Here is a 23,243-nt window from a genome sequence, read left to right as displayed (position 1 = left end):
GCGGTGTTCATGAGTTCCGGCTTCCGCCGGAATGACTCTTTGGGGGCTCGTCTTGTCCGCTCAGTGCGCCCGCTGCGCCCGCGGCTGGCCCGCCGCGACCGCATCGCCGAAGAAGCTGTCGGCATACCAGCGCGGCACCTCGCGCGCATCCGCGATCTCGCGCGCGATCAGATAATTGAGTTGGGCGAAGCGGGCGCCGGCCTGCCAGTCGAACGGCAGGCTGAGGTCGTCGCGCGGGCTGTGATAGGTGTCGGCGAGGAAGCGCGTGAAGCGCTCGCGCCCTTCGCCCGCGAAGCCGGTCATCAGGAACACCGAAGGCACGCCCTCGCGGACGAATTTGTAATGGTCCGAGCGGGTGAACAGGCCTTCCTGCGGCAGCGGATCGGCAGCCAGCGCGACGTTCATCCGCGCCGCCGCCCGCCGTACGATCGGGCCCAAGGTCGAATGTTCGGCGCCGAAGGCGATCACGTCGCTGAACGGATAGGTCAGCACCGGCATGTCGAGATTGACCACCGCCGCGACGCGACCGCCCACAGGATTGTGAGCGAGATATTCGGCGCCCAGGAGGCCGATTTCCTCGGCGGTGACGGCGGCGAGCAGGATCGGCCGGCGCGGCCGGTCGGAGTCGCGCATGAGCTGGCGCGCGACCTCGATCAGGGTGGCGACGCCGGTCGCGTTGTCCATCGCGCCGTTGCGGATCTGGTCGGCGCCGGCGGCATCGTCCGGGCGGGGGGTGCGGATGCCGAGCCCGTCGAGATGCGCCATCAGCAGCATCGGCTGGTCCGCCAGGGCAGAGTCGGAGCCTGGGATCAGGCCGAGCACGTTGGCGCTGGTGAAGCGCGTCTCGCGCACCGCGGCCCGCTCGACCCGCGCGGTCTGCGCAAGCGCGAAGCCGCGCGGGCAGCCGCCCTCGCGCGCTTCCGCGTCCAGCACCTGCTCGGCGGTGCATTCGGCGCCGGCGAACAGGGTTTCCGCAGTCGCGGGGTCGATGGTTGCGCTGAAGGCGAGGCCGTCGCCCTCGGTGAACAGGCGCCCGTCAGCGCCGATCCAGGTCGTCGCCGGCCGGCTGCTCGCGGCCAGCCGCTGCCAGGGCACCCGTGCCGCGTCCGCGGGGGTGCGTACGGTGATCATCCCGACCGCGCCACGCGCCGCCGCCATCCGCCTTTTTTCGGCATTGAGATGGGCGGCGACGTCGCTCGGCGTGCCGGACGGCGTGCCGCTCAGCACGACGACGATCCGGCCGCGCACGTCGACGCCGGCATAATCGTTGAAACCGCGCGCCGGCATGTCGAGCCCGTAGCGAACGAAAACGAGCGGCGCCTCCACCGACATCGCGGCAGGATTGAGGCTTGGCCGGAACACGATCTCCCGCCCCTGTTGCAGCCGGCGCCCGCCCACCGTCAGGCTGGTGGCCGGATCGACCGGGAAGCGGACGAACTGGATCGGCTGATACCAGCTTGCGTTCGCGCCCGCCGGTCGCAAGCCCAGCGCGGCGAACTGGCTCGCCACGTAGCGCGCCGCGATATCGTAGCCGCGGCTCCCGGCCTCGCGCCCCTCGAGCAGGTCGTCGCCGAGGAATGTCACATGGGCGCGAAAAGCGTCCGGCGAGAAATCCCCGGCCGGCGCCTGGCCGAAGGCGGCGAAGCTGAGCGAGGCCGCCGCGACGGCGGCAAGACGGAAGAGCGATTGCATCGAAAAGCCGGTCCTTAACAGCTGTCTTACCGGCCTAGGTCACGCGCGCGCGGCTGACAAGCGGATGCGCGAAGCTGAACACTCGCCAACAAGCGCGGTCAGCTCCCGTTCAATTCGCCTATGGAAAAGAACGGTTCGTCGTCTGGGTTCGGACGGCCAGGGAGTAAGAAGAATGTTTGTTTCTTTGTTCGGCCGCCGGGGGAAAGCCGGTTTTCACGCACCCGCGACGCGCGGCTACCATGTCGCCTATCGCGCCGGCGAGGTGAACCATTGCCCCGGCTGCGGCCGCTCGCACTGGCATATCGGCCGCGTCTCGGCCGAATGCGGCTTTTGCGGCACGGCGTTGCCGCTCACCGACCGGATGACGGTCGGCGCCGGCCTGTTCCGGCCGCGCGCCCGCATCGACGACGATTACGCGACCGCCGCCTGAGCAGGCAGGGTGTTGGGGCGGCGGCTCGCCTTGCCAGCCACGCCAGCCTTGCTATAGGGCGCCGCTTGCCGGCCTCATGCGGGCGTGGCGGAACTGGTAGACGCGCCAGGTTTAGGTCCTGGTATCGCAAGATGTGGGGGTTCGAGCCCCTCCGCCCGCACCAGCGCGCCGCCGTCGCCCGCCCGGCCCCAATGCTGACGAAAGTGTGATTCCAAATGCAGACTGTGGAAACGCTCAACGAGGGCCTCAAGCGGGCCTATCGCCTGACCATTTCGGCCAAGGATATCGATGCCCGGGTCGACGAGGAGCTGAAGTCGATCGCGCCGCAGGTGCGGATGCCCGGCTTCCGCCCCGGCAAGGTGCCGACCAACCTGGTCCGCAAGATGCACGGCGCGCAGATCGAGGCGCAGGCGCTGCAGAGCGCGGTCCAGGCCGGCGTCCAGCAGCTGATGAGCGAGCAGAACCTCCGCCCCGCCATGCAGCCCAGCGTGGAACTGACCGAGGGCGGTCAGGGCAAGGACGCGGTCGTCACCGTCGAGGTCGAGACGCTGCCGGACGTGCCTGAGGCGAAGATCGAGGGCCTGAAGCTGGAGCGGCTCACCGTCCCGGCCGACGAGGCGGCGATCGACGCCGCGGTGGACCGGCTCGCGTCCGGCCAGAAGAGCTTCGATCCCGCGCCCGCCAGGCGCAAGGCCGAAATGGGCGACCTCGTCGTCATGGACTATGAGGGCACGGTCGACGGCGAGCCGTTCGAGGGCGGCCGGGGCGAAGGCATGTCGGTCGAGCTCGGCTCCGGCCGGCTCATCCCCGGCTTCGAGGACCAGCTCGTGGGCGTGAAGGCGAATGACGAGAAGAATGTCACCGTCACCTTCCCCGACGACTATCCGGTCGACTATCTCAAGGGCCGCGAGGCGAAATTCGCCGTGGTCGTGAACGAGGTGCAGACGCCGAAGCCGGTCAAGGCCGACGATGAGTTCGCCAGGTCGATGGGCCTGGAAGGCATCGACCAGCTCCGCCAGCTGATGAAGGGCCAGGTGGAGCAGGAGATGGGCGGCCTCACCCGCACCCATATGAAGCGCCAGCTGCTCGATCAGCTCGCGGAGAGCCACAGCTTCCCGGTGCCGGACTCGATGGTCGACGCCGAGTTCGACCAGATCTGGCGCCAGCTCCAGCATGAGGCCAGCCACGAGGCCGATCCGAAGGCGGCGCTCGCCGAGATGGAAGGCGAGAAGGACGACTATCGCGGGATCGCCGAGCGCCGCGTCCGCCTCGGCCTGCTCCTCTCCGACCTCGGCCAGAAGAACGGCGTCGAGATCAGCCAGCAGGAGATGAACCAGCTGGTGATGCAGGCCGCCCAGCAATACCGGCCGGAGGACCGTCAGAAGTTCGTCGAATATATCCAGAACGAGCCGATGGCCGCGGCGCAGCTGCGCGCGCCCTTGTTCGAGGACAAGGTGGTCGATTTCCTGTTCGGCACCGCGGAGATCAGCGATCGCGAGGTGACCCGCGAGGCGCTCGAGGCGGCGGTCGAGGCCGAGGACACGCATGTCCATGGCCCGGGCTGCGGCCACGATCATGGCGAGAAGACGAAGCCGAAGAAGAAGGCCGCGGCGAAGGCCGAAAAGCCGGCGGCGAAGAAAGCCCCTGCCAAGAAGGCCGCGAAGAAGGCATAGTCGCCGGCGAAGGGGGATCGGCCGTGCCAGCACCGCAGCATCGCATCGCCGTCCTCCTGCCGTGCTACAACGAGGAGGCCGCGATCGCGGCGACGGTGGCGGGGTTCCGCGCCGCGCTGCCCGACGCGGCGATCTACGTCTACGACAATAACAGCAAGGACCGCACCATTGAGGTCGCGGCGGCGGCCGGCGCGATGGTCCGCACCGAGCGGATGCGGGGCAAAGGCCATGTCGTCCGCCGCATGTTCGCCGATGTCGAAGCCGACATTTATGTGATGGCCGACGGCGACGCGACCTATGACGCCGCTGTCGCGCCGGCGCTGGTGGCCAAGCTCATCGACGAGCAGCTCGACATGGTCGTCGGCACCCGCGTCCATCAGGCGGCCGACGCCTATCGCCGCGGCCACGTGCTCGGCAACCGGACGATGACCGGCATCCTCGCGCGCCTGTTCGGGCGCACTTTCACGGATATCTTCTCGGGTTACCGGGTTTTCTCAAGACGCTTCGTGAAGAGCTTCCCGGCCCTTTCGCGCGGCTTCGAGACCGAGACCGAGATCAGCGTCCACGCGCTGGAGCTCGCCATGCCGGTCGGCGAGGTCGAAACCGCTTATGGCGCCCGGCCGGAAGGCTCGGAATCCAAGCTCTCCACCTATCGTGACGGCTCTCGGATTCTTCGCACCATCCTGCATCTCTACCGGATCGAACGGCCGGTGATGTTCTACGGTTTCTACGCGCTGCTGCTTGCGCTGATCGCGATCCTGATCTCGATCCCGCTCGCCATCACCTACGCCCGGACCGGCTTGGTGCCGCGCTTCCCGACCGCGATTCTCGCCACCGGCCTGATGATCCTCGCCGCCTTGTGCTTCTTCACCGGCCTGATTCTCGACACCGTGGTGCGGGGCAGGCGGGAGGTGCGGCGGCTTCACTATCTTGCACTGCCGGGGATAGGCGGGCCCCCTACCTACTGAACTTGCTAGGAAAGCAGGAATATGGTCGCCTATTTCCACAATCTTGGGATGCCAGTGCCGCCGGCGACAATGCAGTCGCTGTGGGACAGCCTTCGCGGAAGCGGAACGATCACGGCCGGGTTTGGCAACGAACCGGGAGGCAGGGGGCAACAAGTTCTTAGACGCTATCAAGCTGGGGATACGATCTTCGCTTATGCGAACGGCTTTGGCGTCGTCGGATACGGAATTGCCGAAGGCCCGCAAAGTTATCGGCTCGTCGCGAACGCCCGGCGTGGGTCGAACCATCGGCACGAAGCACGCGTAAGCTGGCAGGCGACAGCGGGCGACATTCACGATGCGTTACCGCCATTCGCGGTTCGGCAGATCACTCACCACTTGCCGAGGCAAACCAGCGAAAAGGTATCTCTGCGGCCCGAAAGATTGAGAGAGGAAACAGAGCGGAGGTGGCCCAACCAGCCGATCACGCGCGCGCATGTCCTGGCGGCATTTCAACAAGTAGCGAAGGAGGGATATCGCGCCGAGCGGCGATCGACCCGGTGGGACGTTCTCCATCCGAACTCCGGCGATCGATATCCGCCCAAGGTGATCCTGAGCCGCGCCGCCCAACTGGCCGGCGTCAGGAACAATCGCGGCGGGGGCTGGCCGACCAACGACGTCCTCGCGGCGCTCGGGTTCATGATCGTGCCGAAGGAAGGCGAGGAGCTGGAGGTCGAGCAAGACCTCGCGCAAATGGATTTGGCCGGCCTACGTGATCGTGCGGAACGCGAGGCGAGACAAGAACCGCCGCGCACCAGTTCCAGGGGCCAGTCGATTGCCCGTTCTCCCTGGATCAGCGCCTACGCCAAGAGGACGGCGAACGGCCGTTGTGATCTTTGCGGGAACGACGCGCCGTTTCGCACGGCCGCCGGCCCATTCCTTGAATGCCATCACATCCTGCGTCTCGCGGATGGCGGCCCGGACTGCATCGAGAATGTCGTCGCTCTATGCCCGAATTGCCATCGCCGCATGCATCTGGCGCCGCGCAAGTCCGATATCTCCGCGCTACGCCAGCCTGTGACCCTCGCGACAAACCATAGGTTTGGCTCGAAGGAATGATGTGGACGAGTCAACCCGGCTCGCCGTCGTCCACCAGCCCGGACAGATCGCGCGCGCCGTGGACGAAACGGACGATCTCGACGCTGTCGGGCCCGACCCCGTAGAGGAGCAGATAGCGGCCGGCCGGCAGGCTGCGGATGCCCTTGCCCAGCTCCGGCCTCGGCGTCCCGCTGTCGGGAAAATCGGCCAGCCGCCGCGCCGCGCTTACAAGCCGATGGACGAGTCGCTCCGCCGCCGCCGGGTCGTCCGCAGCGATCCAGGCGAAGATGTCGTCGAGGTCGCGGTCCGCCGAGCGGCGGATGAAAACCGGCTTCATTCCTGTTCGCGGCCCGCCAGTCGCGCGCGGCCGCGCGCGATAATTTCTTCAGCCCAGTTCTCCGGCATCGGCTCGGGCTCGCCGCTGGCGAGGCCTTCTTCCACCAACTCCCTGAGGCGCCGGATGGCGGCCTCGCGATCCTGGCGCTCGCGTCGCCAGGCGCGCAGCGCGTCGCGCACCACTTCGCTGGCGGTCGCGTAATCGCCGCTGGCCACCGCCGCTTCGACCTCGCCCGCCAACTCCTCGGTGAGAGCGATGCTGAGCTTCCGAACCGCGCCCATTCCTGCCTCCTGGTAGGATTTATTCATACCACAATGGTGCGCAGCGCGGGAGTGTGATCAGTCGCCGGATCGCGAGCGGCCTCCTGGCAAAAGGAAGTGGGTTCACGCGGAGACGCGGAGGAAGGAAGGGAAGACGCGGAGGAGCCGCACACAGCTCTGCAGCAACGGGGATTTTGCGAGCGCAGGAGTCATCCGCCCGACACCTCCCGCGCTCTCCGTTTCCTCCGCGTCTCCGCGCGAACCATTTCTACTTTTCGGTTAAGCCGGGTCGCCACGCAGTTCGCAATAACCTAAACGGCACAAAATACTTTCCTACATAGTACCATTTATGTTCTAAGCTGACCGATGAGCAAACAGAGCGATTCGGGCTGGCGCAATGCGCGCCGCATCGACGACGAGGCGAAGGGCGTCTTTCTCGCCGAGCTGAAACGCGGCCTCCTGATGGAGAATGCCGCCCGCGCCGCCGGCTTCTCGGGCGGCGCATTCTGGAAGGCGCGCAAGCGCGATCCGGCCTTCGACGAGGCGGTCGAGGAAGCGCTGGAGCTGTCCAACACGCCGCGCTTCATCAGCGCCGGGAACGGCCGCCCGTTGCAGCTCCGGCGCATTCGCCGCCTGCGGTTCGAGCCTTGGCGGCAAGAGGTCTTTTTCGCCCATTTCGCCGGCACGTGCGACGAGACCGCCGCCGCTGAAGCCGCCGGGGTCTCGACCTCCACCATCTGCCGCCATCGCCAGAAGGACCCGGACTTCGCCGCGCGTTACCAGGCGGCGCTCGAACAGGGCGTTGTCCGGCTGGAGGCCGAGGCGCTCCGCCAGCGGCTGCTCGCCCAGCAGCAGCTCAGGGACGGGCTGATTCCCGAAGGTGAGATCGCGCAGGAATTCGAGCGCGTACTGAAGCTTCTTCAGCGGTTCGACCGCAAAGGCGGCGGCGTGGGTGTCCGACAGGTCTCGCGCGCCCATCTGAAGGCATGGACCTTCGAGGAAGCGATCGAGGCGATCGAACGCAAGCTCAGGGCCATCGGCATTCCGATCCGCGAGGATGAAGAGGCGGACGAGGAGTGAGCAGCCGAAAGGCGCGGGCCGTGCTCGAAGCCTGGGGCGGGATGGCGCCGGAGGGGCGGCGCGAGCTGCTCGCCGCCCTTCCTTCCGGAGTCACGCGCGGGATCGAGGACAAATGGTGGGCGCATGGCGGGCAAATCGAGCCGCCCGGCGACTGGCGGATCTGGGCGATCGTCGCCGGGCGCGGCTTTGGCAAGACCCGCGCCGGGGCGGAATGGGTCTGGGCGCGGGCGCGTGAATATCCGGCCGCGCGGATCGCGCTGGTCGCGGCGAGCCTCGATGAGGTCGCCAAGGTGATGGTGGAAGGGGAGAGTGGGCTGCTCGCCTGCACGCGGACGGGCGAGGAGCCGCGCTGGATCCCCAGCCGCGGGACATTCGAGTTTCCCTCCGGCGCGCTCGGCTTCGCCCATACCGCCGCCAAGCCGGCGAAGCTGCGCGGCTTCCAGCATCACTTTGCCTGGTGCGATGAGCTCGCCAAGTGGACCGAGCCGGACGAGACCTGGCACAATCTGATGCTGGGCCTGCGCCTGGGCGAGCGCCCGCGCACGATCGTCACCACGACGCCGCAGCCGGTGCCGCTGCTCAAGGTGATCCTGGCGCTCGACCGCTGCGCCGCGACGCACGGGCGGACCGACGAGAACCCGCATCTGCCGCATGACTTCAGGGAAGCGGTGGAGGCGATGTACGGCGGCACGCGGCTCGGCCGGCAGGAGCTGGAGGGTGTGCTGTTCGAGGATTTCGAGGGGGCGTTGTGGACGCGGGAGATGATCGAGAGGGCGCGGGTAAGGATCCCCCTCCCTGGCAGGGAGGGGTTAGGGGTGGGTGCGACCGAAGGGAGCCTCAACGCCATGGCCTGGAGCCCCTCGGCGGCATCGAGCCGCCTCGGGGCTGACCCACCCCTGTCCCCTCCCTTGGAGGGAGGGGAGTTCCACCTTCAGCGCATCGTCGTCGGCCTCGATCCGCCGGCCTCGACCGGCGGCGACGCCTGCGGGATCGTCGTCTGCGGCGCGGACGAAGCCGGCCTGCTCCATGTCTTGGCCGACCTGAGCGCCCGCGGCCTCTCCCCCGAAGCCTGGGCGCGGCGGGTGGCCGCGGCGGCGGAGGAATGGGGCGCGAGCCTGGTCGTCGCCGAGAAGAATCAGGGCGGCGACATGATCGCCAGCGTCCTGCGCGGCGTGGATGCTTGCCTCCCCGTCCGTCTCGTCCCCGCCACGAAGAGCAAGCCCGCACGCGCCGAGCCGGTCGCCTTGCGCTTCGAGACCGGCAAGGCGCGGCTCGCCGGCAGCTTCCCGGAGCTTGAGGACCAGCTCTGCGCGCTGACCTGGGACGGCTATCGGGGGCAGGGTAGCCCCGACCGCCTCGATGCCATGGTTTGGGCGATGACCGAGCTGATCAAGCCGCGAAGGGAGCCGCGGATTGTCGGATTCTAGCGGCGTTAGCGGCGAAGCGGTGCGGCGCTGATCGCGCCATCGAGAATGCGGGTTCGGTTCTCCAGCTCGCGCCGCTCAGGTCCGGAGAGCCCATTTCGGGCATAGCGGCGGGCTATGGCGCCGATCAGCCGCGCCTCACGGTCCAGCCGGCGGGCCTCGCGGCGCGAGATGAGGCCGGCGTCGCGGGCGCGGTCGATCCGGTTCCGAAGATGGGCGGCCTCGCGGCCGATGCCGGCGCCGGGCAGGCGGCTGTCGGGCAGGAACGGGCTGGCGGCCGGCGTCGGGCCGTAGTCGCGATGGCCGACGATCTGGGCCTGGACCGGCAAGGCGAAAAGAGAGAGCAGAAGGGGCGAAGCGGTGGCGATGCGCATCGGTGGCTCCTTGTCCCAAGGCTGGCGCGCAGGGTCCCGCAAACCAGCTTAACGGCGGCCGAACGAGGGCCCGGCTCGACGCCGCGGGCCGCGGCGTGTAGCAGCCGGCGATCGACCGGTTGATCATCCGCCAGGCTTGTCCATCCGAGCAGGCGCCGCTCGAGGCGTTGATGCGGCGCGCCTCGCTGGCGGCGCCCGATTATCGCGACCAGATCGAGGCGCAGCCGGACGCGATCGAGGTGCCGGCCGAGCAGATCGCGGCCGGACGGGTGCTGGTCGCCGAGGACGATGCCGGGCTGGCCGGCTTCGCCGCCTGGATCGACACCGGCCGGCCGGGCGAGGCCGAGCTCGACGCCTTGTTCGTCGAGCCGGCGCGCTGGCACGGCGGCGTCGGCCGGGCGCTGCTGACCGCGATCACCGAGGTCGCGGCCGGGGCGGGGCGCAGCCGCCTCGCGGTCGTCGCCAATCCGACCTCGCTCGGCTTCTACCGGCGCTGCGGTTTTACCCATGAGGGCGAGACCCGGACCCGCTTCGGCCGGGCGCCGACGATGGCGAAGCGGCTCGCACCGGCCTGACCTTCGACGCTTCGGCCCGTCAGTTTTTTGGCTTCGCAGCGGGACCATTGTCCCGCGACGTCGATCAGGCTCCGCGTTGCGAACCTGTCGGCTGGCGTGCGCCGACAGCGATCGCTGCGCTTCGCGCTGCTCGCCTGCGGCTTCGCTCTTGAACCTTCGCGCGGTTCCTCCGATGTAGCTTCGCACCGGATCACACGCACCGACAGGACCCTTCTTTCTTATGGACCATCAGGACATCACCAGCCAGCTCGTCCCCATCGTCATCGAGCAGTCGAACCGCGGCGAGCGCAGCTTCGACATTTATTCGCGGCTGCTGCGCGAGCGGATCGTGTTCATCACCGGCGCGGTCGAGGACCATATGGCGAGCCTGATCACCGCCCAGCTGCTGTTCCTCGAAAGCGAAAATCCCAAGAAAGACATCTACATGTACATCAACTCGCCGGGCGGGGTGGTGACCGCGGGCATGGCGATCCACGACACGATGCAATATATCCGGCCCAAGGTCGGCACGGTGTGCATCGGCCAGGCCGCCTCGATGGGCAGCTTCCTGCTCGCGGCCGGCGAGCCCGGCATGCGGGTCGCGCTCACCAATGCCCGGATCATGATCCACCAGCCCTCCGGCGGCGTCCAGGGCATGGCCGCCGACATCGAGATCCAGGCCAAGGAGATTCTGCGCATGCGCGCCGATCTCAACCGGCTCTACGCCCTCTATACCGGCAAGCCGCTGGAGGACATCGAGAAGGCGATGGACCGCGACAAGTTCATGTCGGCCGAGGAGGCGAAGGAATTCGGCCTGGTCGACGCGGTGTTCGACAAGCGCCCGGTGCCGAGCGACGGCGAGGAAGCGAAGGCGGCCTGAGCTGCGCCGTTCCGGGGCAGGGTGGAACGGCTTAACCTTTAGGCCATTGTGATTGTGCTAGTTCCGCGTCAGGATGGCGTCGGTGGCGGCGTGAGACGGTAAGGACCGATGACGAAACTGAGTGGCGGCGACGGCAAGAGCACCCTGTACTGCTCGTTCTGCGGCAAATCGCAGCACGAGGTCCGCAAGCTGATCGCGGGGCCGACCGTGTTCATCTGCGACGAATGCGTCGAGCTGTGCAACGACATCATCCGCGAGGAGACCAAGTCCGCTTTGGTCAAGACCCGCGACGGCGTCCCGACGCCGACCGAAATCTGCAAGGTGCTGGACGATTATGTCGTCGGCCAGAACCACGCCAAGCGGGTGCTCTCGGTCGCGGTCCACAACCATTACAAGCGGCTCGCCCATGGCGCGAAGGGCGGCGAGGTCGAGCTCGCCAAGTCGAACATCCTGCTCGTCGGGCCGACGGGGTGCGGCAAGACCCTGCTCGCGCAGACGCTCGCGCGGATCCTCGACGTGCCGTTCACGATGGCCGACGCGACGACGCTGACCGAGGCTGGCTATGTCGGCGAGGATGTCGAGAACATCATCCTGAAGCTGCTCCAGTCGAGCGACTATAATGTCGAGCGGGCGCAGCGCGGCATCGTCTATATCGACGAGATCGACAAGATTTCGCGCAAGTCCGACAATCCATCGATCACCCGCGACGTTTCCGGCGAGGGCGTGCAGCAGGCGCTCCTCAAGCTGATGGAGGGGACGACGGCGAGCGTGCCGCCGCAGGGCGGGCGCAAGCATCCGCAGCAGGAGTTCCTGCAGGTCGACACGACCAACATATTGTTCATCTGCGGCGGCGCCTTCGCGGGCCTCGAGAAGATCATCGGCGACCGGCTGGAGGGCAAATCGATGGGCTTCGGCGCCCATGTCGCGGCGCCCGACGAGCGGCGCACCGGCGAGGTGCTGCGCCATACCGAGCCCGAGGACCTGCTGAAGTTCGGGCTGATTCCCGAGTTCGTCGGCCGGCTGCCGGTGGTGGCGACGCTCGAGGACCTCGACGTCGCGGCCCTGGTCGAGATCCTGAAAGAGCCGAAGAACGCGCTCGTGAAGCAATATCAGAAGCTGTTCGACATGGAGGATGTCGAGCTTGGCTTCACCGACGAGGCTTTGGTCGCGATCGCGAAGAAGGCGATCGAGCGCAAGACCGGCGCCCGCGGCCTGCGCTCGATCATGGAGAATATCCTTTTGGACACGATGTTCGACCTGCCCGGCATGGAGGGCGTCGACGAGGTGATGATCGACAAGGACGTCGTCGCCGGGACCAAGGACCCGGTGCGTGTCTATACCGGCAAGGAAGAGCAGGCCGGCGACGCGGCCTGAACGGAGCGAATTTCCCGGCGGGCCCTGAAGTCAAACCCGAATAATCGCCACCTTTCCCCGTCGCTCGTCGCGTGAAGCGTTACGATTGACGCCTCGTGGACGTCGGCGCACTATTGCCGGCGCGCAGGACTCGGACGTGGGGGAGGCGAATGATGGCCAACAACTCTTCATTCAGCCTTGGTCTTAGCAGCGGCGCGGCGCGCGCCTTCATGTGGCTGGTTGCCGGACACTTTTTATATGTCGCCGGATTGGCGGTCGTGATCAACGCCAACGTTGAACGGGGCAATATCTGGATTACGCCGCTTTTCGGAATTGTCTGGCTGCTGGCCAGCGCGAAGGGCCGTTTCTGGGCCAGGGCGCTGCTCGTCATCGTCGCCTTCACGGCCATTCACTATCTGGCGGTCGAGGCGGCGATCCAGAGCTATTCGGGCGAATCTACCTGGGTCGCCGGCGCCGTCGGCGGCGCGGTGGGCAGCGCCGCCTCGCTCATCCTCGGCATCCTGCTCGGTCTGCTCCGCCGGGATTCGCAGGCGCTGACGCTGGCGGCGATCGGGACGTTGCTGCTCATCCTCGTGGGATCGTTCGGCGTGCATATGTATCTTTCGGCCACTCCCGCCGGCCGGGAAGGCGGGCTGCTGGACCTGTTGTGGATCTACACGCCGTGGCAGGTCAGCTTCGCCTATGTGCTCGCGAAGCTGCTGAAATCCGACGCGAGCGGCTGATCGTTCAGCCAGGCGAGCCCCTGGGGCTGGGCGTGCTGTCAGCCGAAGAGCCCGCGGCGTGGCCTGACCTTCGAATAATCGGCATGACCGCGCCGGAACCAGCGCGCGTGGTTCGCCCTGCGCCGCAGAACTACGGCCAGAGTCGTGAACGCGATCAGCAACAAGGCAAGCAGAATCAATGCGATAAGCTCGCGCATGAACACTCCTCTGCTCTGCTATCCGTGCCGGGACGAACCGGCGCGCCACCCTGTTCCCACCGGGCCGGCGAGTCGTGGCAAGGGTCAGTTACCCCGCCAATGTTCCCGTTGTGAGACGGCGCCCCGGCTGCCGCTCAGTTGCGGCGGCGATTGCGGCGCGTTTCGTTCGCCGGCGCGGCAGCCGGCTGGGCGGCGGCGGTCGCGCCCTGCCATGGGACGGTGGCGACATTGTAGCGGTTGACCTCCTGCTGCGTGAGGCAGCGGCGGGTCGAGCGGTTGGCGGCACTCTGGACCGCGCTCTGCTGGTACATGACTTCCGTCAGCAACAGGCGCGAAATGCCCATCCGGATCAGGAAGTCGTTGTCCTCGCTGGCGAGCAAAGCGGATTGCTGCTCGATCTGACCCACCGTTCCCGCCGAATCGCGCTGGAGCGCGCCCTCGAGCGCGGACCGATTGCCGGTGTGGGTGAACATGTGGACCATGAACAGGCCGCCATTATCGACGAAGCGAATGCCGCCGCCCATGAACATGAAGTTGCAGGCCGAGAAGCAGGCCCAGCCTGCCGGGATCCGTGTCGTCAGATTATTGTCGCGGATGAAGCGGCCAGCCTGATTGCCGACGCGGGCATTCCCGCCCGGCGATCGGAGCCAGATTTCATCCCCCTGAAAATTCTGTACCGCCGCCTGCAGACGGGGCATCAGATTGTCGTCGATCTGGCCCTCGGCGAGCAGCACCCGCCGCCCGTTCACCTCCTGCTCGGAAAAGCGCATCTCCCGATAGTTTGACCAGTTCGGGGCCGCCGGACAGGTCGGATTGTTGGAATCCACCTGCTGCGCGGCCGCGACATGGCCGCTGATCAGGGCGACCAGCGCAACGAGGGACGCGAACTTACGCATGAGTGAAGCCTAAGTGACGCGAACGTAGCGGTTCGACGGCGGCCGGCGGCACATCCGCTTCGGCGCGCGGGTCTCCTGGCCGTCGACGATGACGATATCGGTCACCGTCATGCAATCGCCATCCTGCGCGTTGGGCTCGACCGCGGTGACGGTCGAGGAGCCGGTGACGCCGGGGCGGCTCTCGCTCTGCCAGGTTGTGGTCGTGCCGACCGCGGCCGAGCCGCGCTGGGCCGAGGCGCGCTCGACGACCTCCTCGGTCGCGGTCGCGGCCTTGTCCTGCTCATCGCAGTCGAGCATCCGCATGATGCCCTCGCCGAGCAGCGAGGCCATCGGGATCATCGCCGCAACGCCACCGCCGCCGAAGCGGCCGAGCAGCCCGCGGCCGAGCGCGCCCAGGGCGGCGCCGCCGGCGCGGCGGCCCTCGTTGCGGCGCTGGCACTGCTCGCCGGTCAGGGACTGGGCCGCGGCGACGTCGCCGGGCGTGGGAAGGGAAACGGCAAGCGACGCCACGACCAGCGACGTGCCGAGAAACAAGCCACGAAACATGAGCTGAAACTCCCCGTTACGGAGACCGGGGGAAACTAAACCCCGGCCCGGGCACGGTCAATCGCAAACCATGGCTGTCGAAAGCCTTAACGGCCGCTCATTGATGGTAAACCATCGCTGCCCCATATAGCGGTCAAAGGGCGGCGCGATCTTCGGCGCCGCGAGTGGAGACCCTTGTGAGCGAAACGCTTCCCGTATTGCCGCTGCGCGACATCGTCGTCTTTCCGCAGATGATCGTGCCCCTGTTCGTCGGCCGCGACAAATCGGTCGCCGCGCTGGAAAGCGCGATGGCGGCGGACAAGAACATCTTCCTGGTCTCGCAGCTCGACCCGGCCGAGGACGATCCCGACCGCGACGCGCTCTACGACCTGGGCGTGATCGCGACCGTGCTGCAGCTCCTGAAGCTGCCGGACGGGACGGTGCGGGTGCTCGTCGAGGGCAAGCAGCGTGCCTCGCTCCAGGCGCTGAAGGAGGAGGGCGGCCATCTCGTCGCCGAGGTGACGCTCGTCGTGGGTCAGGAGCCCGAGGGCGCCGAGGCGCAGGCGCTGATGCGCTCGGTGATCGAACAGTTCGAGAATTATTCGAAGCTCAACCGCAAGCTGCCGGCCGAGACGGCGGTGCAGCTGGGCCAGATCGAGGAGCCGTCCAAGCTCTCCGACGCGGTCGCGGCGAACATCAACATCAAAGTCTCCGACAAGCAGGCCTTGCTGGCGGAGCTCGACCCGGTGCGGCGGCTGGAGATGGCCTTTGCCTTCATGGAAGGCGAGCTGGGCGTGCTCCAGGTCGAGAAGAAAATCCGCAGCCGGGTCAAGCGCCAGATGGAGAAGACCCAGCGCGAATATTATCTGAACGAGCAATTGAAGGCGATCCAGCGCGAGCTCGGCAACGAAGGCGAGGAAGGCGGCGGCGACGAGCTGGCGGACCTCGCCCGCACGATCGAGCGCACCAAGCTTTCCAAGGAAGCCAAGACGAAGGCGACGAGCGAGCTCAAGAAGCTGCGCGCGATGGCGCCGATGTCGGCCGAAGCGACCGTCAGCCGCAACTATCTCGATGTGCTGCTCGGCCTGCCCTGGGGCAAGAAATCGAAGCTCAAGCACGAGCTGGTCGAGGCCGAGCGGATCCTCGACGAGGACCATCATGGCCTCGAGAAGGTCAAGGAGCGGATCGTCGAGTATCTCGCGGTGCAGGCGCGCACCAACAAGCTCAAAGGGCCGATCCTCTGCCTGGTCGGGCCGCCGGGCGTCGGCAAGACGTCACTGGGCCGCTCGATCGCCCGCGCGACCGGCCGCGAGTTCGTCCGCCAGTCGCTGGGCGGGGTGCGCGACGAGGCCGAGATCCGCGGCCACCGCCGGACCTATATCGGCTCGCTCCCCGGCAAGATCATGACCAACCTCAAGAAGGCGGGGACGAGCAACCCGCTCTTCCTGCTCGACGAGATCGACAAGCTCGGCCAGGACTTCCGCGGCGACCCGTCCTCGGCGCTGCTCGAAGTGCTCGATCCGGAGCAGAATTCGAAGTTCCAGGACCATTATCTGGAGGTCGACTACGATCTTTCGGACGTGATGTTCGTGACCACCGCGAACAGCATGAACATGCCGCAGCCGCTCATGGACCGGATGGAGATCATCCGCCTCGAGGGCTATACCGAGGACGAGAAGGTCGCGATCGCGCTCAAGCATCTGGTGCCCAAGCAGATCGAGGCGCACGGCCTGAAGGACGGCGAGTTCGAGCTGGGCGAGGAGGGGCTGCGCGCCCTGATCCGCTATTACACCCGCGAGGCGGGCGTCAGGACGCTGGAGCGCGAGATCGCCAAGGTCGCGCGCAAGGCGTTGCGCCAGATCCTGGAGGGCAAGGCCGAGAAGGCGATCGTCACGCCGGACAATCTCGCCGAGTTCGTGGGGGTGCGGAAGTTCCGCCACGGAATCAGCGAGGAAGAGGACCAGATCGGCGCCGTCACCGGCCTCGCCTGGACCGAGGTGGGCGGCGAATTGCTGACCATCGAATCGGTCACCGTCCCCGGCAAGGGCCAGATCAAGACGACCGGCAAGCTGGGCGAGGTGATGCAGGAATCGGTGCAGGCCGCCTTCGCCTTCGTGAAGGCGCGGGCGCCGGCCTATGGCGTCAAGCCAAGCGTGTTCGCGCGCAAGGACATCCACGTCCACCTGCCCGAGGGCGCGGTGCCGAAGGACGGCCCGTCCGCGGGCGTCGGCATGGTGACCGCGATCATCTCGACGCTGACCGGCATCGCGGTGAGGCGCGACGTGGCGATGACCGGCGAGGTCACGCTGCGGGGGCGGGTGCTGCCGATCGGCGGGCTCAAGGAGAAATTGCTGGCGGCGCTGCGCGGCGGCATCACCAAAGTGCTGATCCCGGCCGAGAACGAGAAGGATCTGGCTGAAATCCCGGCCAATATCCGCGAAGGACTGGAGATCGTCGCCGTCGCCCATGTCGACGACGTGCTGAGCCACGCGCTCGTCGCGCCGATCGCGCCGATCGAATGGACCGAGGCCGACGAGCTCGCGGCGCTGCCGCCCGCCGAGCTGGCGTCGCCGGACAATCTGCCCGACGTTTCGGTTCGCCACTGATACGGTCCTGAAAAGGACAGTCGCGCGTCCCGTGGTGCCAGTCGCGGGCGCGCGCGCGTCTTTCCTTTTGACTTAGGAACCGCGCCGGTCTTTTAATCGGGCGCGGTTCCGGCCGGCGGCCGGAGTCGTCAGAGGGGGTGCGGACCAGATGAACAAGCAGGAACTGATCGTCCGGGTCGCGGATTCGACCGGCCTGTCGCGTGGCGACGCCACGCGGACAATCGAGACCCTGTTCGATCTCATCACCGACGCGCTGAAGCGCGGCGACGAAGTCCGCCTCGTCGGTTTCGGCACCTTCTCCTGCTCGCGCCGCAAGGCCTCGACCGGGCGCAACCCGCGCACCGGCGAGCCGATGCAGATCAAGGAATCGACCCAGCCCAAGTTCAAGCCCGGCAAGGGCCTGAAGGACGCGGTGAACGGCTGACCGTCTGGACAGCATTTTGCCGGCCCGTTAAGGGCCGCCTTCCGCCGAGCAAGGCGTGGGCGCGTAGCTCAGTGGTAGAGCACCGTGTTCACACCGCGGGGGTCGCAAGTTCAATCCTTGCCGCGCCCACCACGTCTTGCTCATGAGCGCCATCGATATTCGTGACCTGATTGTTCGCAGGGGCGGACGCGCGATCCTCGATGATGTGTCGCTCACGATCGGGGCGGGCGCGTTCGTCGCTTTGGTCGGGCCGTCCGGATCGGGCAAGACCACCTTGCTCAAGTCGATCAACCGGTTGATCGCGGCCGACGAAGGGGCGGTGCTGATCGACGGGCGCGATACAGCGGCCGTGCCGCTGCCGGTGCTGCGGCACGGCATCGGCTATGTGATCCAGAGCATCGGGCTGTTCCCGCATCTGACCGTCGCCGAGAATATCAACCTCGTGCCGAAGCTGACGGGGAGCAGCGAGGACCGGGCGGCCGAGCTGCTGGAGCTGGTCTCGCTGCCGGCCGAGATGGCCGTGCGCTATCCGCGCGAGCTCTCCGGCGGTCAGCAGCAGCGGGTCGGCGTCGCGCGGGCGCTGGCGGCGCGGCCCGGACTGATGCTGATGGACGAGCCGTTCGGCGCGCTCGACCCGATCACTCGCGAGGAATTGGGGCGGGCCTATCGCGCGCTGCATGGCCGGCTCGGCCTGACGACGATCATGGTGACACACGATCTGGGCGAAGCGCTGCTGCTCGCCGACCGGATCGTCGTGCTGATCGAGGGGCGGGTGCGCGCCGACGCCGCGCCCGCCGCGCTGCGCCAATCCGACGATCCGGAGGTGCGGGCGCTGGTCGAGACGCCGCTCGCTCAGGCACGAAGGCTGGCGGCGCTGTGAGCGTGCCGTTCGCCGAGGCCGTGGCGGAGCTGCCGGCGCTGGTTCGCGCCCATTTGCTGCTCAGCGGCAGCGCGGTGGGCATTGGGGTTCTTGCCGGCCTGCCGTTGGCGATCCTATCCGCGCGCAGCCGGCGAGTACGAGGGCCGGTCTTGGCTTTCGCCGGGTTGGTGCAGACCGTTCCCGCGCTGGCGTTGCTGGCGTTGTTCTATCCGATGCTGCTGATCCTGGGGCAGGCGACCGGGCTGGCGATTCCCTCGCTCGGCTTCCTGCCGGCTTTGCTCGCGCTCAGCCTCTATGCGCTGCTGCCGATCGTGCGGAACTGCGTGGTCGCGCTGACCGGGATCGATCCGGCGGTGATCGAGGCGGCGGACGGGATGGGGATGACGGCGGGGCAGCGGCTGCGGATCGTCGAGCTGCCGCTCGGTGGGCCGGTGATCCTCGCCGGCATCCGCACCGCTTCGGTCTGGACGATCGGGGCGGCGACGCTGGCGACGACGGTCGGCCAGCCGAGCCTCGGCGACCTCATCTTCTCCGGCCTGCAGACCGAGAATTGGGCGCGAGTGCTGGTCGGCTGCGCCGCGGCGGCGGCGCTGGCGCTGATCGTCGACGGCTGTCTGGCGCTGGTCGAAGGCGGGCTCGCGCGGCGGTCGCGGACGCGGCTGTGGGGCGGGATCGGACTGCTCGGCGCGGCGCTGCTGCTCGCGCTCGTGCCGGGCCGGGCGGCGGACGGCGGAGAGACGGTGGTGATCGGCGCCAAGAATTTCTCCGAGCAATATATTCTCGCCAGCGTGATCGAAGATCGGCTCAGGGCGGCCGGGTACCGGACCGAGCGGCGCGACAATCTCGGCTCGACCGTAGCCTATCAGGCGCTCGCGGCCGGGGAGATCGACGTCTATGTCGATTATGGCGGCACGCTCTGGACCAACATCCTCGGCCGCACCGACACGCCGCCGCCCGAGGTGATGCGCGCGGCGCTGACCGAGGCGCTGCGGGCGCGCGACGGCGTGCGGGTGCTGGGGTCTCTGGGATTCGAGAACGCCTATGCGCTGGCGATGCGGCGCGGGCGGGCGGCCGAGCTTGGCTTGCGCTCGCTCGACGAGCTGACGCGCGCGGGCCCGAATTTGCGGCTGGGCGCGGACCTCGAATTCCTGACGCGGCCGGAATGGCGCGCGGTCCGCGACGCTTATGGGCTGCGCTTCGCCGACCAGCGACCCTACAGCCCGACCTTCATGTACCGGGCGCTGAGCGAGGGCAGCGCGGACGTGATCACCGCTTTCTCCTCGGACGGGCGGATCGCGGCGCTCGACCTGGTGACGCTGGCCGACCCGCGCCGGGCGCTCCCGAGCTACGAGGCGCTGCTGCTGCTTTCGCCGCGGCGGGCGGGGGACGCGCGGTTCGCCGCCGCGCTGACGCCGTTGATCGGCGCGATTCCGGTCGAGCGGATGCGACAGGCGAACCTGCTGGTCGATCGCGACGTCGACAAACGAACCCCGGCCGAGGCGGCGCGCTGGCTCGACCCGCCGCGCCGCTGACGCGACTCGTCGCGCCATCGCTCCTGTTGTCGCGAAATCGCCGCGGATTAACGTGTCTGTGCTGGCCGTTTCCTCATCGCCGGCCTAGCGGGTCCGGTCAGCCGGGGAAGGGATTTGATGACGGACGACCGCGCTTATTATGCCCGTCGGGCAGCCGAGCAGCGCCATCATGCGGCCTGTGCCGGCGACGACCAGGTCAGACGCCGCCATCTCGAGCTGGCCGACCTGCTCGCCGCCCGGGCGCGCACCTCCTAGCCGTCCTTGACGCTGGGGCGACCGCCCCCCTATGTGCGCGCCGCATCAATACTCATGGCGGCCATAGCTCAGCTGGTTAGAGCACCGGTTTGTGGTACCGGGGGTCGCGGGTTCAAGTCCCGTTGGCCGCCCCATCATTACAAAGACTTAGGACAGGAACTTGATGGAATCGCTCTGGGATTATCCGGATTTCGACGAGCATGAGCTCGTCCATTTCGTCACCGACCGGAAGAGCGGGCTGAGGGCCGTCATCGCCGTCCATTCCACCCATCTGGGGCCGGGCGCGGGCGGCACCCGGCTGTGGCATTATGCCGACGAGGACCTGGCGATCACCGACGCGCTCAGGCTGTCGCGCGGCATGAGCTACAAGAATGCGATGGCCGGCCTGCCTTTGGGCGGCGGCAAGGCGGTGATTCTCGCCAACGACGCGGCCCGGGCCAAGACGCCGGAGATGCTCGCCGCGTTCGGCAAGGCGGTGCACAATCTCAGCGGCCGTTACGTCACTGCAGAGGATGTCGGGATGAGCGTCGCCGACATGGTCGCGATCTCGAAGGAGACGCCTTTTGTCGCCGGCCTGCCGGTGGCGGAAGGCGCGGTGGGCGGCGATCCCGGGCCGCACACCAGCTATGGCGTCTATCTCGGCGTCAAGGCGGCGGTGAAGCGGGCGCTCGGCAAGGACAGTCTGTCGGGTCTTCACATCGCACTGCAGGGCGCGGGGAGCGTCGCGGGCGGCGTCGCGCGGCGCGCGGCGGCGGAGGGGGCGCGGATCAGCGTCGCCGACGTCGACCAGGCCAAGGCACAGGCGCTGGGCGGCGAGACCGGCGGCACCGTCGTCTCGCCGGACGCGATCATGACGCTGGAGGCCGACGTGCTCAGCCCGAACGCGCTGGGCGCGATCCTCAACGAGGCCTCGATCGCGGCGCTGAACGTCCCGATCGTGGCGGGCGGGGCCAACAACCAGCTCGCGACCCGCGACGACGGCGACCGCATCCAGGCGCGGGGTATCCTCTATGCGCCCGATTATGTGATCAACGCCGGCGGCATCATCAACGTCTCGACCGAATATCTGAAGGACGGCGACCAGGGCACGGTCAAGGCGCGGATTGAAACCATTCCCGGCAGGCTCGAGCAGATCTGGCAGGAAAGCGCCGCCACCGGCCACAACCCGGCCCGCGTCGCCGGCGACATGGCGCGCCGGCTGATCGGGCGGGGCTGACGCTCAGAGCGGCTCCGGCGAGGGCGGCTTTTCGCGGCCGAGCTTGTGTTCGCGGTAGAGGGTGTAGAGGCCGCTGGCGATGATGATCGCGGCGCCGGCCCAGGTGGTGGCGCGCGGGCGCGTGTCCCAGATCAGCCAGCCGAGCAAGGCCGCCCAGATCAGATGGGCGTAATCGAATGGCACCACCGCGCCGACCGGCGCGGCGCGGAGGGAGGCGGTCATCAAGAGCTGGCCGACGCCCCCGAACGTTCCCATGGCGACAAGCAGTGCCCAGGTCGTTCCATCGTGAAGCTGGCCGAAGACCGGCATCGTCGCCGCGCCGGCGGCGGTGCAGATCAGGGTGAACCAGAGAACGATGCTCTGGGTCGATTCGGTGCGGCCGATCTGGCGGATGGTGATCATCGCCGCCGCGACGCTGAACGCGCCGGCGACGGCGAGGCCGAGGCCGAGCGGTGAGAGGCCGGTCCCGGCCGGCCGCATGACGACGAGGACGCCAAGCAGGCCGATCGCGACGGCGGCCCAGCGGTGGCGGCCGACCGGCTCGGAGAGGATCAGCGCCGATAGCGCGACAGCGAACAAAGGCGCGATGAAGCTCAGGGTCACCGCCTCGGCGAGCGGCAGCAGGGTGAGAGCGCCGAAGGAGAGGAACATGCTGGTGAGGCCGATCGCACCGCGGGTGAGGTGGGCGATCGGCCGCTGCGTGCGCCAGCGACCGGGGTTTCGGCTGGCGGCGATCCAGACCATGAGCGGCGGCAATGCGAACAGGCTGCGGTAGAAGACCAGCTCCGGCGCGTTGACGCCGTGATCGGCGGCCAGCTTGATCAAGGCCGCCATCAAGGCGAAGGCGATGGTCGCGCCGAGCCTGAGGCCGATGCCGAACAAGGGACTGCGGCCGGAATGGGAGGAGGCGGCGTCGGTCACGGTGCCGTGTCCCTGCCCGGCGCGGGTTGCGCGCGCAAGCGACGGCTTCCCCGCGCCGGACGGCTTCGCTACCATCCCGCCCCGAACCTATGCATTTTCTCGCGAATCCGGCCCGTTTCCTGAAGCTCGCGCGTCCGCTCACCGGCTGGTTGGGCTGGACGGGGACGGCGTTGATCGCCGGCGCGCTGATCGCGGGCCTGTTCATCTCGCCGCCCGACCGGCTGCAGGGCGAAGTGGTGCGGATCATCTATATCCATGTCCCGGCCGCCTGGCTCGGCATGGCCGGCTGGACCGGGATCGCGGTCGCAAGCCTGATGCAGATCGTCTGGCGGCACCCGCTCGCCTCGGTCGCGGCAACGGCGATCGCGCTGCCCGGCGCCGTCTTCACCTTCATCTGCCTCGCCACCGGATCGATCTGGGGCCGGCCGGCCTGGGGAACCTGGTGGGAATGGGACGGGCGGATGACCTCGATGCTCGTTTTATTCTTCCTCTACATTGGCTTCATCGCGCTCGCCGGCGCTGAGAAGGAGAAGGATGGGGAAGGCCGGCTGACCGCGATCTACGGCCTGGTGGGAGCGATCAACCTGCCGGTCATCCATTATTCGGTCGTCTGGTGGAACACGCTCCACCAGGGGCAGAGCATCAGCTTCGTGCGCGGCAGCGCGACGATCGATGCCGCGATGCTCTGGCCGCTGCTGGTCTCGGCGCTCGGCTTCTCGCTGCTGTTCGGCGCGGTCGTGCTTATGCGGATGCGCTCCGAACTGGCGCGCAACAAGATCGAGGCGCGGATGAAGAGGCTGGCCGCGACATGAACCCCTGGCCGTTCGTGATCGGCGCCTACGCCATCGCGCTGGTCGCGACGGGTGTGCTGACGGCTTTGAGCTGGCGGGCGATGCGGCGGGCCGAGGCCGAAGCGGAGCGGATCGGCCGCGATACATGATTGGCGCCC

26 protein-coding genes and 3 tRNA genes are annotated in these 23,243 nt (G+C 67.9%); 21 read left to right on the top strand and 8 right to left on the bottom strand.

Going from position 1 to position 23,243, the window contains the following annotated elements; all coding sequences use genetic code 11:
• Window positions 1-60: 60 nt before the first annotated feature.
• A complete protein-coding gene (locus ACT4N3_RS01860; RefSeq protein ID WP_444853505.1) occupies window positions 61-1,692 on the bottom strand; it encodes a M28 family metallopeptidase in 1,632 nt (543 codons plus the stop codon).
• 172 nt (window positions 1,693-1,864) lie between these two features.
• Here ACT4N3_RS01860 and ACT4N3_RS01855 point away from each other — a divergent pair, with 172 nt between their 5' ends.
• From ACT4N3_RS01855 to ACT4N3_RS01835, 5 genes are all read left to right on the top strand, one after another.
• The gene (locus ACT4N3_RS01855; protein WP_444853504.1) at window positions 1,865-2,122 is read left to right on the top strand and encodes a hypothetical protein; all 258 of its coding nucleotides are present in this window, start codon (window positions 1,865-1,867) and stop codon (window positions 2,120-2,122) included.
• 78 nt (window positions 2,123-2,200) lie between these two features.
• Window positions 2,201-2,285, top strand: a tRNA-Leu gene (locus ACT4N3_RS01850).
• Between the two features lie 52 nt (window positions 2,286-2,337).
• Window positions 2,338-3,795 carry a trigger factor gene (gene tig, locus ACT4N3_RS01845; protein WP_444853503.1) on the top strand — a complete coding sequence of 486 codons (1,458 nt, stop codon included), beginning with the start codon at window positions 2,338-2,340 and terminating at the stop codon, window positions 3,793-3,795.
• 23 nt (window positions 3,796-3,818) lie between these two features.
• Window positions 3,819-4,763: a glycosyltransferase family 2 protein gene (locus ACT4N3_RS01840; protein ID WP_444853502.1), complete on the top strand. Its 945-nt coding sequence runs from the start codon at window positions 3,819-3,821 to the stop codon at window positions 4,761-4,763.
• Between the two features lie 21 nt (window positions 4,764-4,784).
• On the top strand, window positions 4,785-5,858 hold the full coding sequence (locus ACT4N3_RS01835) for an HNH endonuclease (protein WP_444853501.1): 1,074 nt from the start codon (window positions 4,785-4,787) through the stop codon (window positions 5,856-5,858).
• Between the two features lie 10 nt (window positions 5,859-5,868).
• Here ACT4N3_RS01835 and ACT4N3_RS01830 read toward each other — a convergent pair whose 3' ends face one another.
• Together ACT4N3_RS01830 and ACT4N3_RS01825 are read right to left on the bottom strand one after the other, a co-directional pair.
• On the bottom strand, window positions 5,869-6,174 hold the full coding sequence (locus tag ACT4N3_RS01830; protein ID WP_444853500.1) for a type II toxin-antitoxin system RelE/ParE family toxin: 306 nt from the start codon (window positions 6,172-6,174) through the stop codon (window positions 5,869-5,871).
• Entirely contained in the window at window positions 6,171-6,455 is a 285-nt protein-coding gene (locus tag ACT4N3_RS01825) for a type II toxin-antitoxin system ParD family antitoxin (RefSeq protein WP_444853499.1), read from the bottom strand. Before ACT4N3_RS01825 ends, ACT4N3_RS01830 begins: the two co-directional genes overlap by 4 nt.
• Before the next feature lie 345 nt (window positions 6,456-6,800).
• Here ACT4N3_RS01825 and ACT4N3_RS01820 point away from each other — a divergent pair, with 345 nt between their 5' ends.
• Window positions 6,801-7,514, top strand: coding sequence for a hypothetical protein (locus ACT4N3_RS01820; protein ID WP_444853498.1), 714 nt, complete (start codon window positions 6,801-6,803; stop codon window positions 7,512-7,514).
• Window positions 7,511-8,941: a terminase large subunit domain-containing protein gene (locus ACT4N3_RS01815; protein ID WP_444853497.1), complete on the top strand. Its 1,431-nt coding sequence runs from the start codon at window positions 7,511-7,513 to the stop codon at window positions 8,939-8,941. Before ACT4N3_RS01820 ends, ACT4N3_RS01815 begins: the two co-directional genes overlap by 4 nt.
• A 5-nt stretch (window positions 8,942-8,946) precedes the next feature.
• On the opposite strand, the gene ACT4N3_RS01810 is transcribed toward ACT4N3_RS01815, so the two are convergent.
• Window positions 8,947-9,312, bottom strand: coding sequence for a hypothetical protein (locus tag ACT4N3_RS01810; RefSeq protein ID WP_444853496.1), 366 nt, complete (start codon window positions 9,310-9,312; stop codon window positions 8,947-8,949).
• A gap of 119 nt (window positions 9,313-9,431) precedes the next feature.
• On the opposite strand from ACT4N3_RS01810, the gene ACT4N3_RS01805 reads away from it, so the two are divergent.
• The 4 genes from ACT4N3_RS01805 to ACT4N3_RS01790 all read left to right on the top strand — a co-directional run bounded on the left by ACT4N3_RS01805 (window position 9,432) and on the right by ACT4N3_RS01790 (window position 12,842).
• Window positions 9,432-9,887, top strand: a complete 456-nt coding sequence (locus ACT4N3_RS01805) for a GNAT family N-acetyltransferase (protein ID WP_444853495.1) — start codon at window positions 9,432-9,434, stop codon at window positions 9,885-9,887.
• Window positions 9,888-10,107: 220 nt separating this feature from the next.
• Window positions 10,108-10,746, top strand: coding sequence for an ATP-dependent Clp endopeptidase proteolytic subunit ClpP (clpP, locus tag ACT4N3_RS01800; protein WP_444853494.1), 639 nt, complete (start codon window positions 10,108-10,110; stop codon window positions 10,744-10,746).
• A 108-nt stretch (window positions 10,747-10,854) separates the two neighbouring features.
• On the top strand, window positions 10,855-12,120 hold the full coding sequence (gene clpX / locus ACT4N3_RS01795; protein WP_444853493.1) for an ATP-dependent Clp protease ATP-binding subunit ClpX: 1,266 nt from the start codon (window positions 10,855-10,857) through the stop codon (window positions 12,118-12,120).
• A gap of 95 nt (window positions 12,121-12,215) precedes the next feature.
• Window positions 12,216-12,842 carry a hypothetical protein gene (locus ACT4N3_RS01790; RefSeq protein WP_444853492.1) on the top strand — a complete coding sequence of 209 codons (627 nt, stop codon included), beginning with the start codon at window positions 12,216-12,218 and terminating at the stop codon, window positions 12,840-12,842.
• A 38-nt stretch (window positions 12,843-12,880) separates the two neighbouring features.
• Here ACT4N3_RS01790 and ACT4N3_RS01785 read toward each other — a convergent pair whose 3' ends face one another.
• From ACT4N3_RS01785 to ACT4N3_RS01775, 3 genes are all read right to left on the bottom strand, one after another.
• On the bottom strand, window positions 12,881-13,039 hold the full coding sequence (locus ACT4N3_RS01785) for a hypothetical protein (protein WP_444853491.1): 159 nt from the start codon (window positions 13,037-13,039) through the stop codon (window positions 12,881-12,883).
• A 134-nt stretch (window positions 13,040-13,173) separates the two neighbouring features.
• Window positions 13,174-13,935 carry a hypothetical protein gene (locus ACT4N3_RS01780; RefSeq protein WP_444853490.1) on the bottom strand — a complete coding sequence of 254 codons (762 nt, stop codon included), beginning with the start codon at window positions 13,933-13,935 and terminating at the stop codon, window positions 13,174-13,176.
• A 9-nt stretch (window positions 13,936-13,944) separates the two neighbouring features.
• Window positions 13,945-14,481: a hypothetical protein gene (locus ACT4N3_RS01775; protein ID WP_444853489.1), complete on the bottom strand. Its 537-nt coding sequence runs from the start codon at window positions 14,479-14,481 to the stop codon at window positions 13,945-13,947.
• A gap of 230 nt (window positions 14,482-14,711) precedes the next feature.
• On the opposite strand from ACT4N3_RS01775, the gene lon reads away from it, so the two are divergent.
• The 8 genes from lon (at window position 14,712) to ACT4N3_RS01735 (ending at window position 21,373) form a co-directional block, all read left to right on the top strand.
• The gene (gene lon, locus ACT4N3_RS01770) at window positions 14,712-17,066 is read left to right on the top strand and encodes an endopeptidase La (protein ID WP_444853510.1); all 2,355 of its coding nucleotides are present in this window, start codon (window positions 14,712-14,714) and stop codon (window positions 17,064-17,066) included.
• 148 nt (window positions 17,067-17,214) lie between these two features.
• Entirely contained in the window at window positions 17,215-17,490 is a 276-nt protein-coding gene (locus ACT4N3_RS01765) for an HU family DNA-binding protein (protein WP_444853488.1), read from the top strand.
• A 57-nt stretch (window positions 17,491-17,547) separates the two neighbouring features.
• Window positions 17,548-17,622 (top strand) — tRNA-Val (locus ACT4N3_RS01760).
• Between the two features lie 10 nt (window positions 17,623-17,632).
• On the top strand, window positions 17,633-18,370 hold the full coding sequence (locus ACT4N3_RS01755; RefSeq protein ID WP_444853487.1) for an ATP-binding cassette domain-containing protein: 738 nt from the start codon (window positions 17,633-17,635) through the stop codon (window positions 18,368-18,370).
• Window positions 18,367-19,902: an ABC transporter permease/substrate-binding protein gene (locus ACT4N3_RS01750; protein ID WP_444853486.1), complete on the top strand. Its 1,536-nt coding sequence runs from the start codon at window positions 18,367-18,369 to the stop codon at window positions 19,900-19,902. Before ACT4N3_RS01755 ends, ACT4N3_RS01750 begins: the two co-directional genes overlap by 4 nt.
• Before the next feature lie 117 nt (window positions 19,903-20,019).
• The gene (locus ACT4N3_RS01745) at window positions 20,020-20,157 is read left to right on the top strand and encodes a hypothetical protein (protein ID WP_444853485.1); all 138 of its coding nucleotides are present in this window, start codon (window positions 20,020-20,022) and stop codon (window positions 20,155-20,157) included.
• A 57-nt stretch (window positions 20,158-20,214) separates the two neighbouring features.
• Window positions 20,215-20,291: transfer RNA gene (locus ACT4N3_RS01740), tRNA-His, on the top strand.
• 29 nt (window positions 20,292-20,320) lie between these two features.
• Window positions 20,321-21,373: a Leu/Phe/Val dehydrogenase gene (locus ACT4N3_RS01735; RefSeq protein ID WP_444853484.1), complete on the top strand. Its 1,053-nt coding sequence runs from the start codon at window positions 20,321-20,323 to the stop codon at window positions 21,371-21,373.
• A gap of 3 nt (window positions 21,374-21,376) precedes the next feature.
• On the opposite strand, the gene ACT4N3_RS01730 is transcribed toward ACT4N3_RS01735, so the two are convergent.
• Window positions 21,377-22,294: a DMT family transporter gene (locus tag ACT4N3_RS01730; protein ID WP_444853483.1), complete on the bottom strand. Its 918-nt coding sequence runs from the start codon at window positions 22,292-22,294 to the stop codon at window positions 21,377-21,379.
• An 89-nt stretch (window positions 22,295-22,383) separates the two neighbouring features.
• On the opposite strand from ACT4N3_RS01730, the gene ccmC reads away from it, so the two are divergent.
• Window positions 22,384-23,106 (top strand): heme ABC transporter permease CcmC, encoded by a 723-nt coding sequence (gene ccmC / locus ACT4N3_RS01725; protein ID WP_444853482.1) that lies wholly within the window; start codon window positions 22,384-22,386, stop codon window positions 23,104-23,106.
• The gene (gene ccmD, locus ACT4N3_RS01720) at window positions 23,103-23,234 is read left to right on the top strand and encodes a heme exporter protein CcmD (protein WP_444853481.1); all 132 of its coding nucleotides are present in this window, start codon (window positions 23,103-23,105) and stop codon (window positions 23,232-23,234) included. The genes ccmC and ccmD overlap by 4 nt, the downstream gene beginning before the upstream one ends.
• Window positions 23,235-23,243: the final 9 nt, after the last annotated feature.

Origin of the sequence: Sphingosinicella sp., from assembly GCF_052388015.1 — a bacterium.
GTDB lineage: Bacteria > Pseudomonadota > Alphaproteobacteria > Sphingomonadales > Sphingomonadaceae > Allosphingosinicella.
This window is presented reverse-complemented; position numbering and strand designations above follow the sequence as displayed.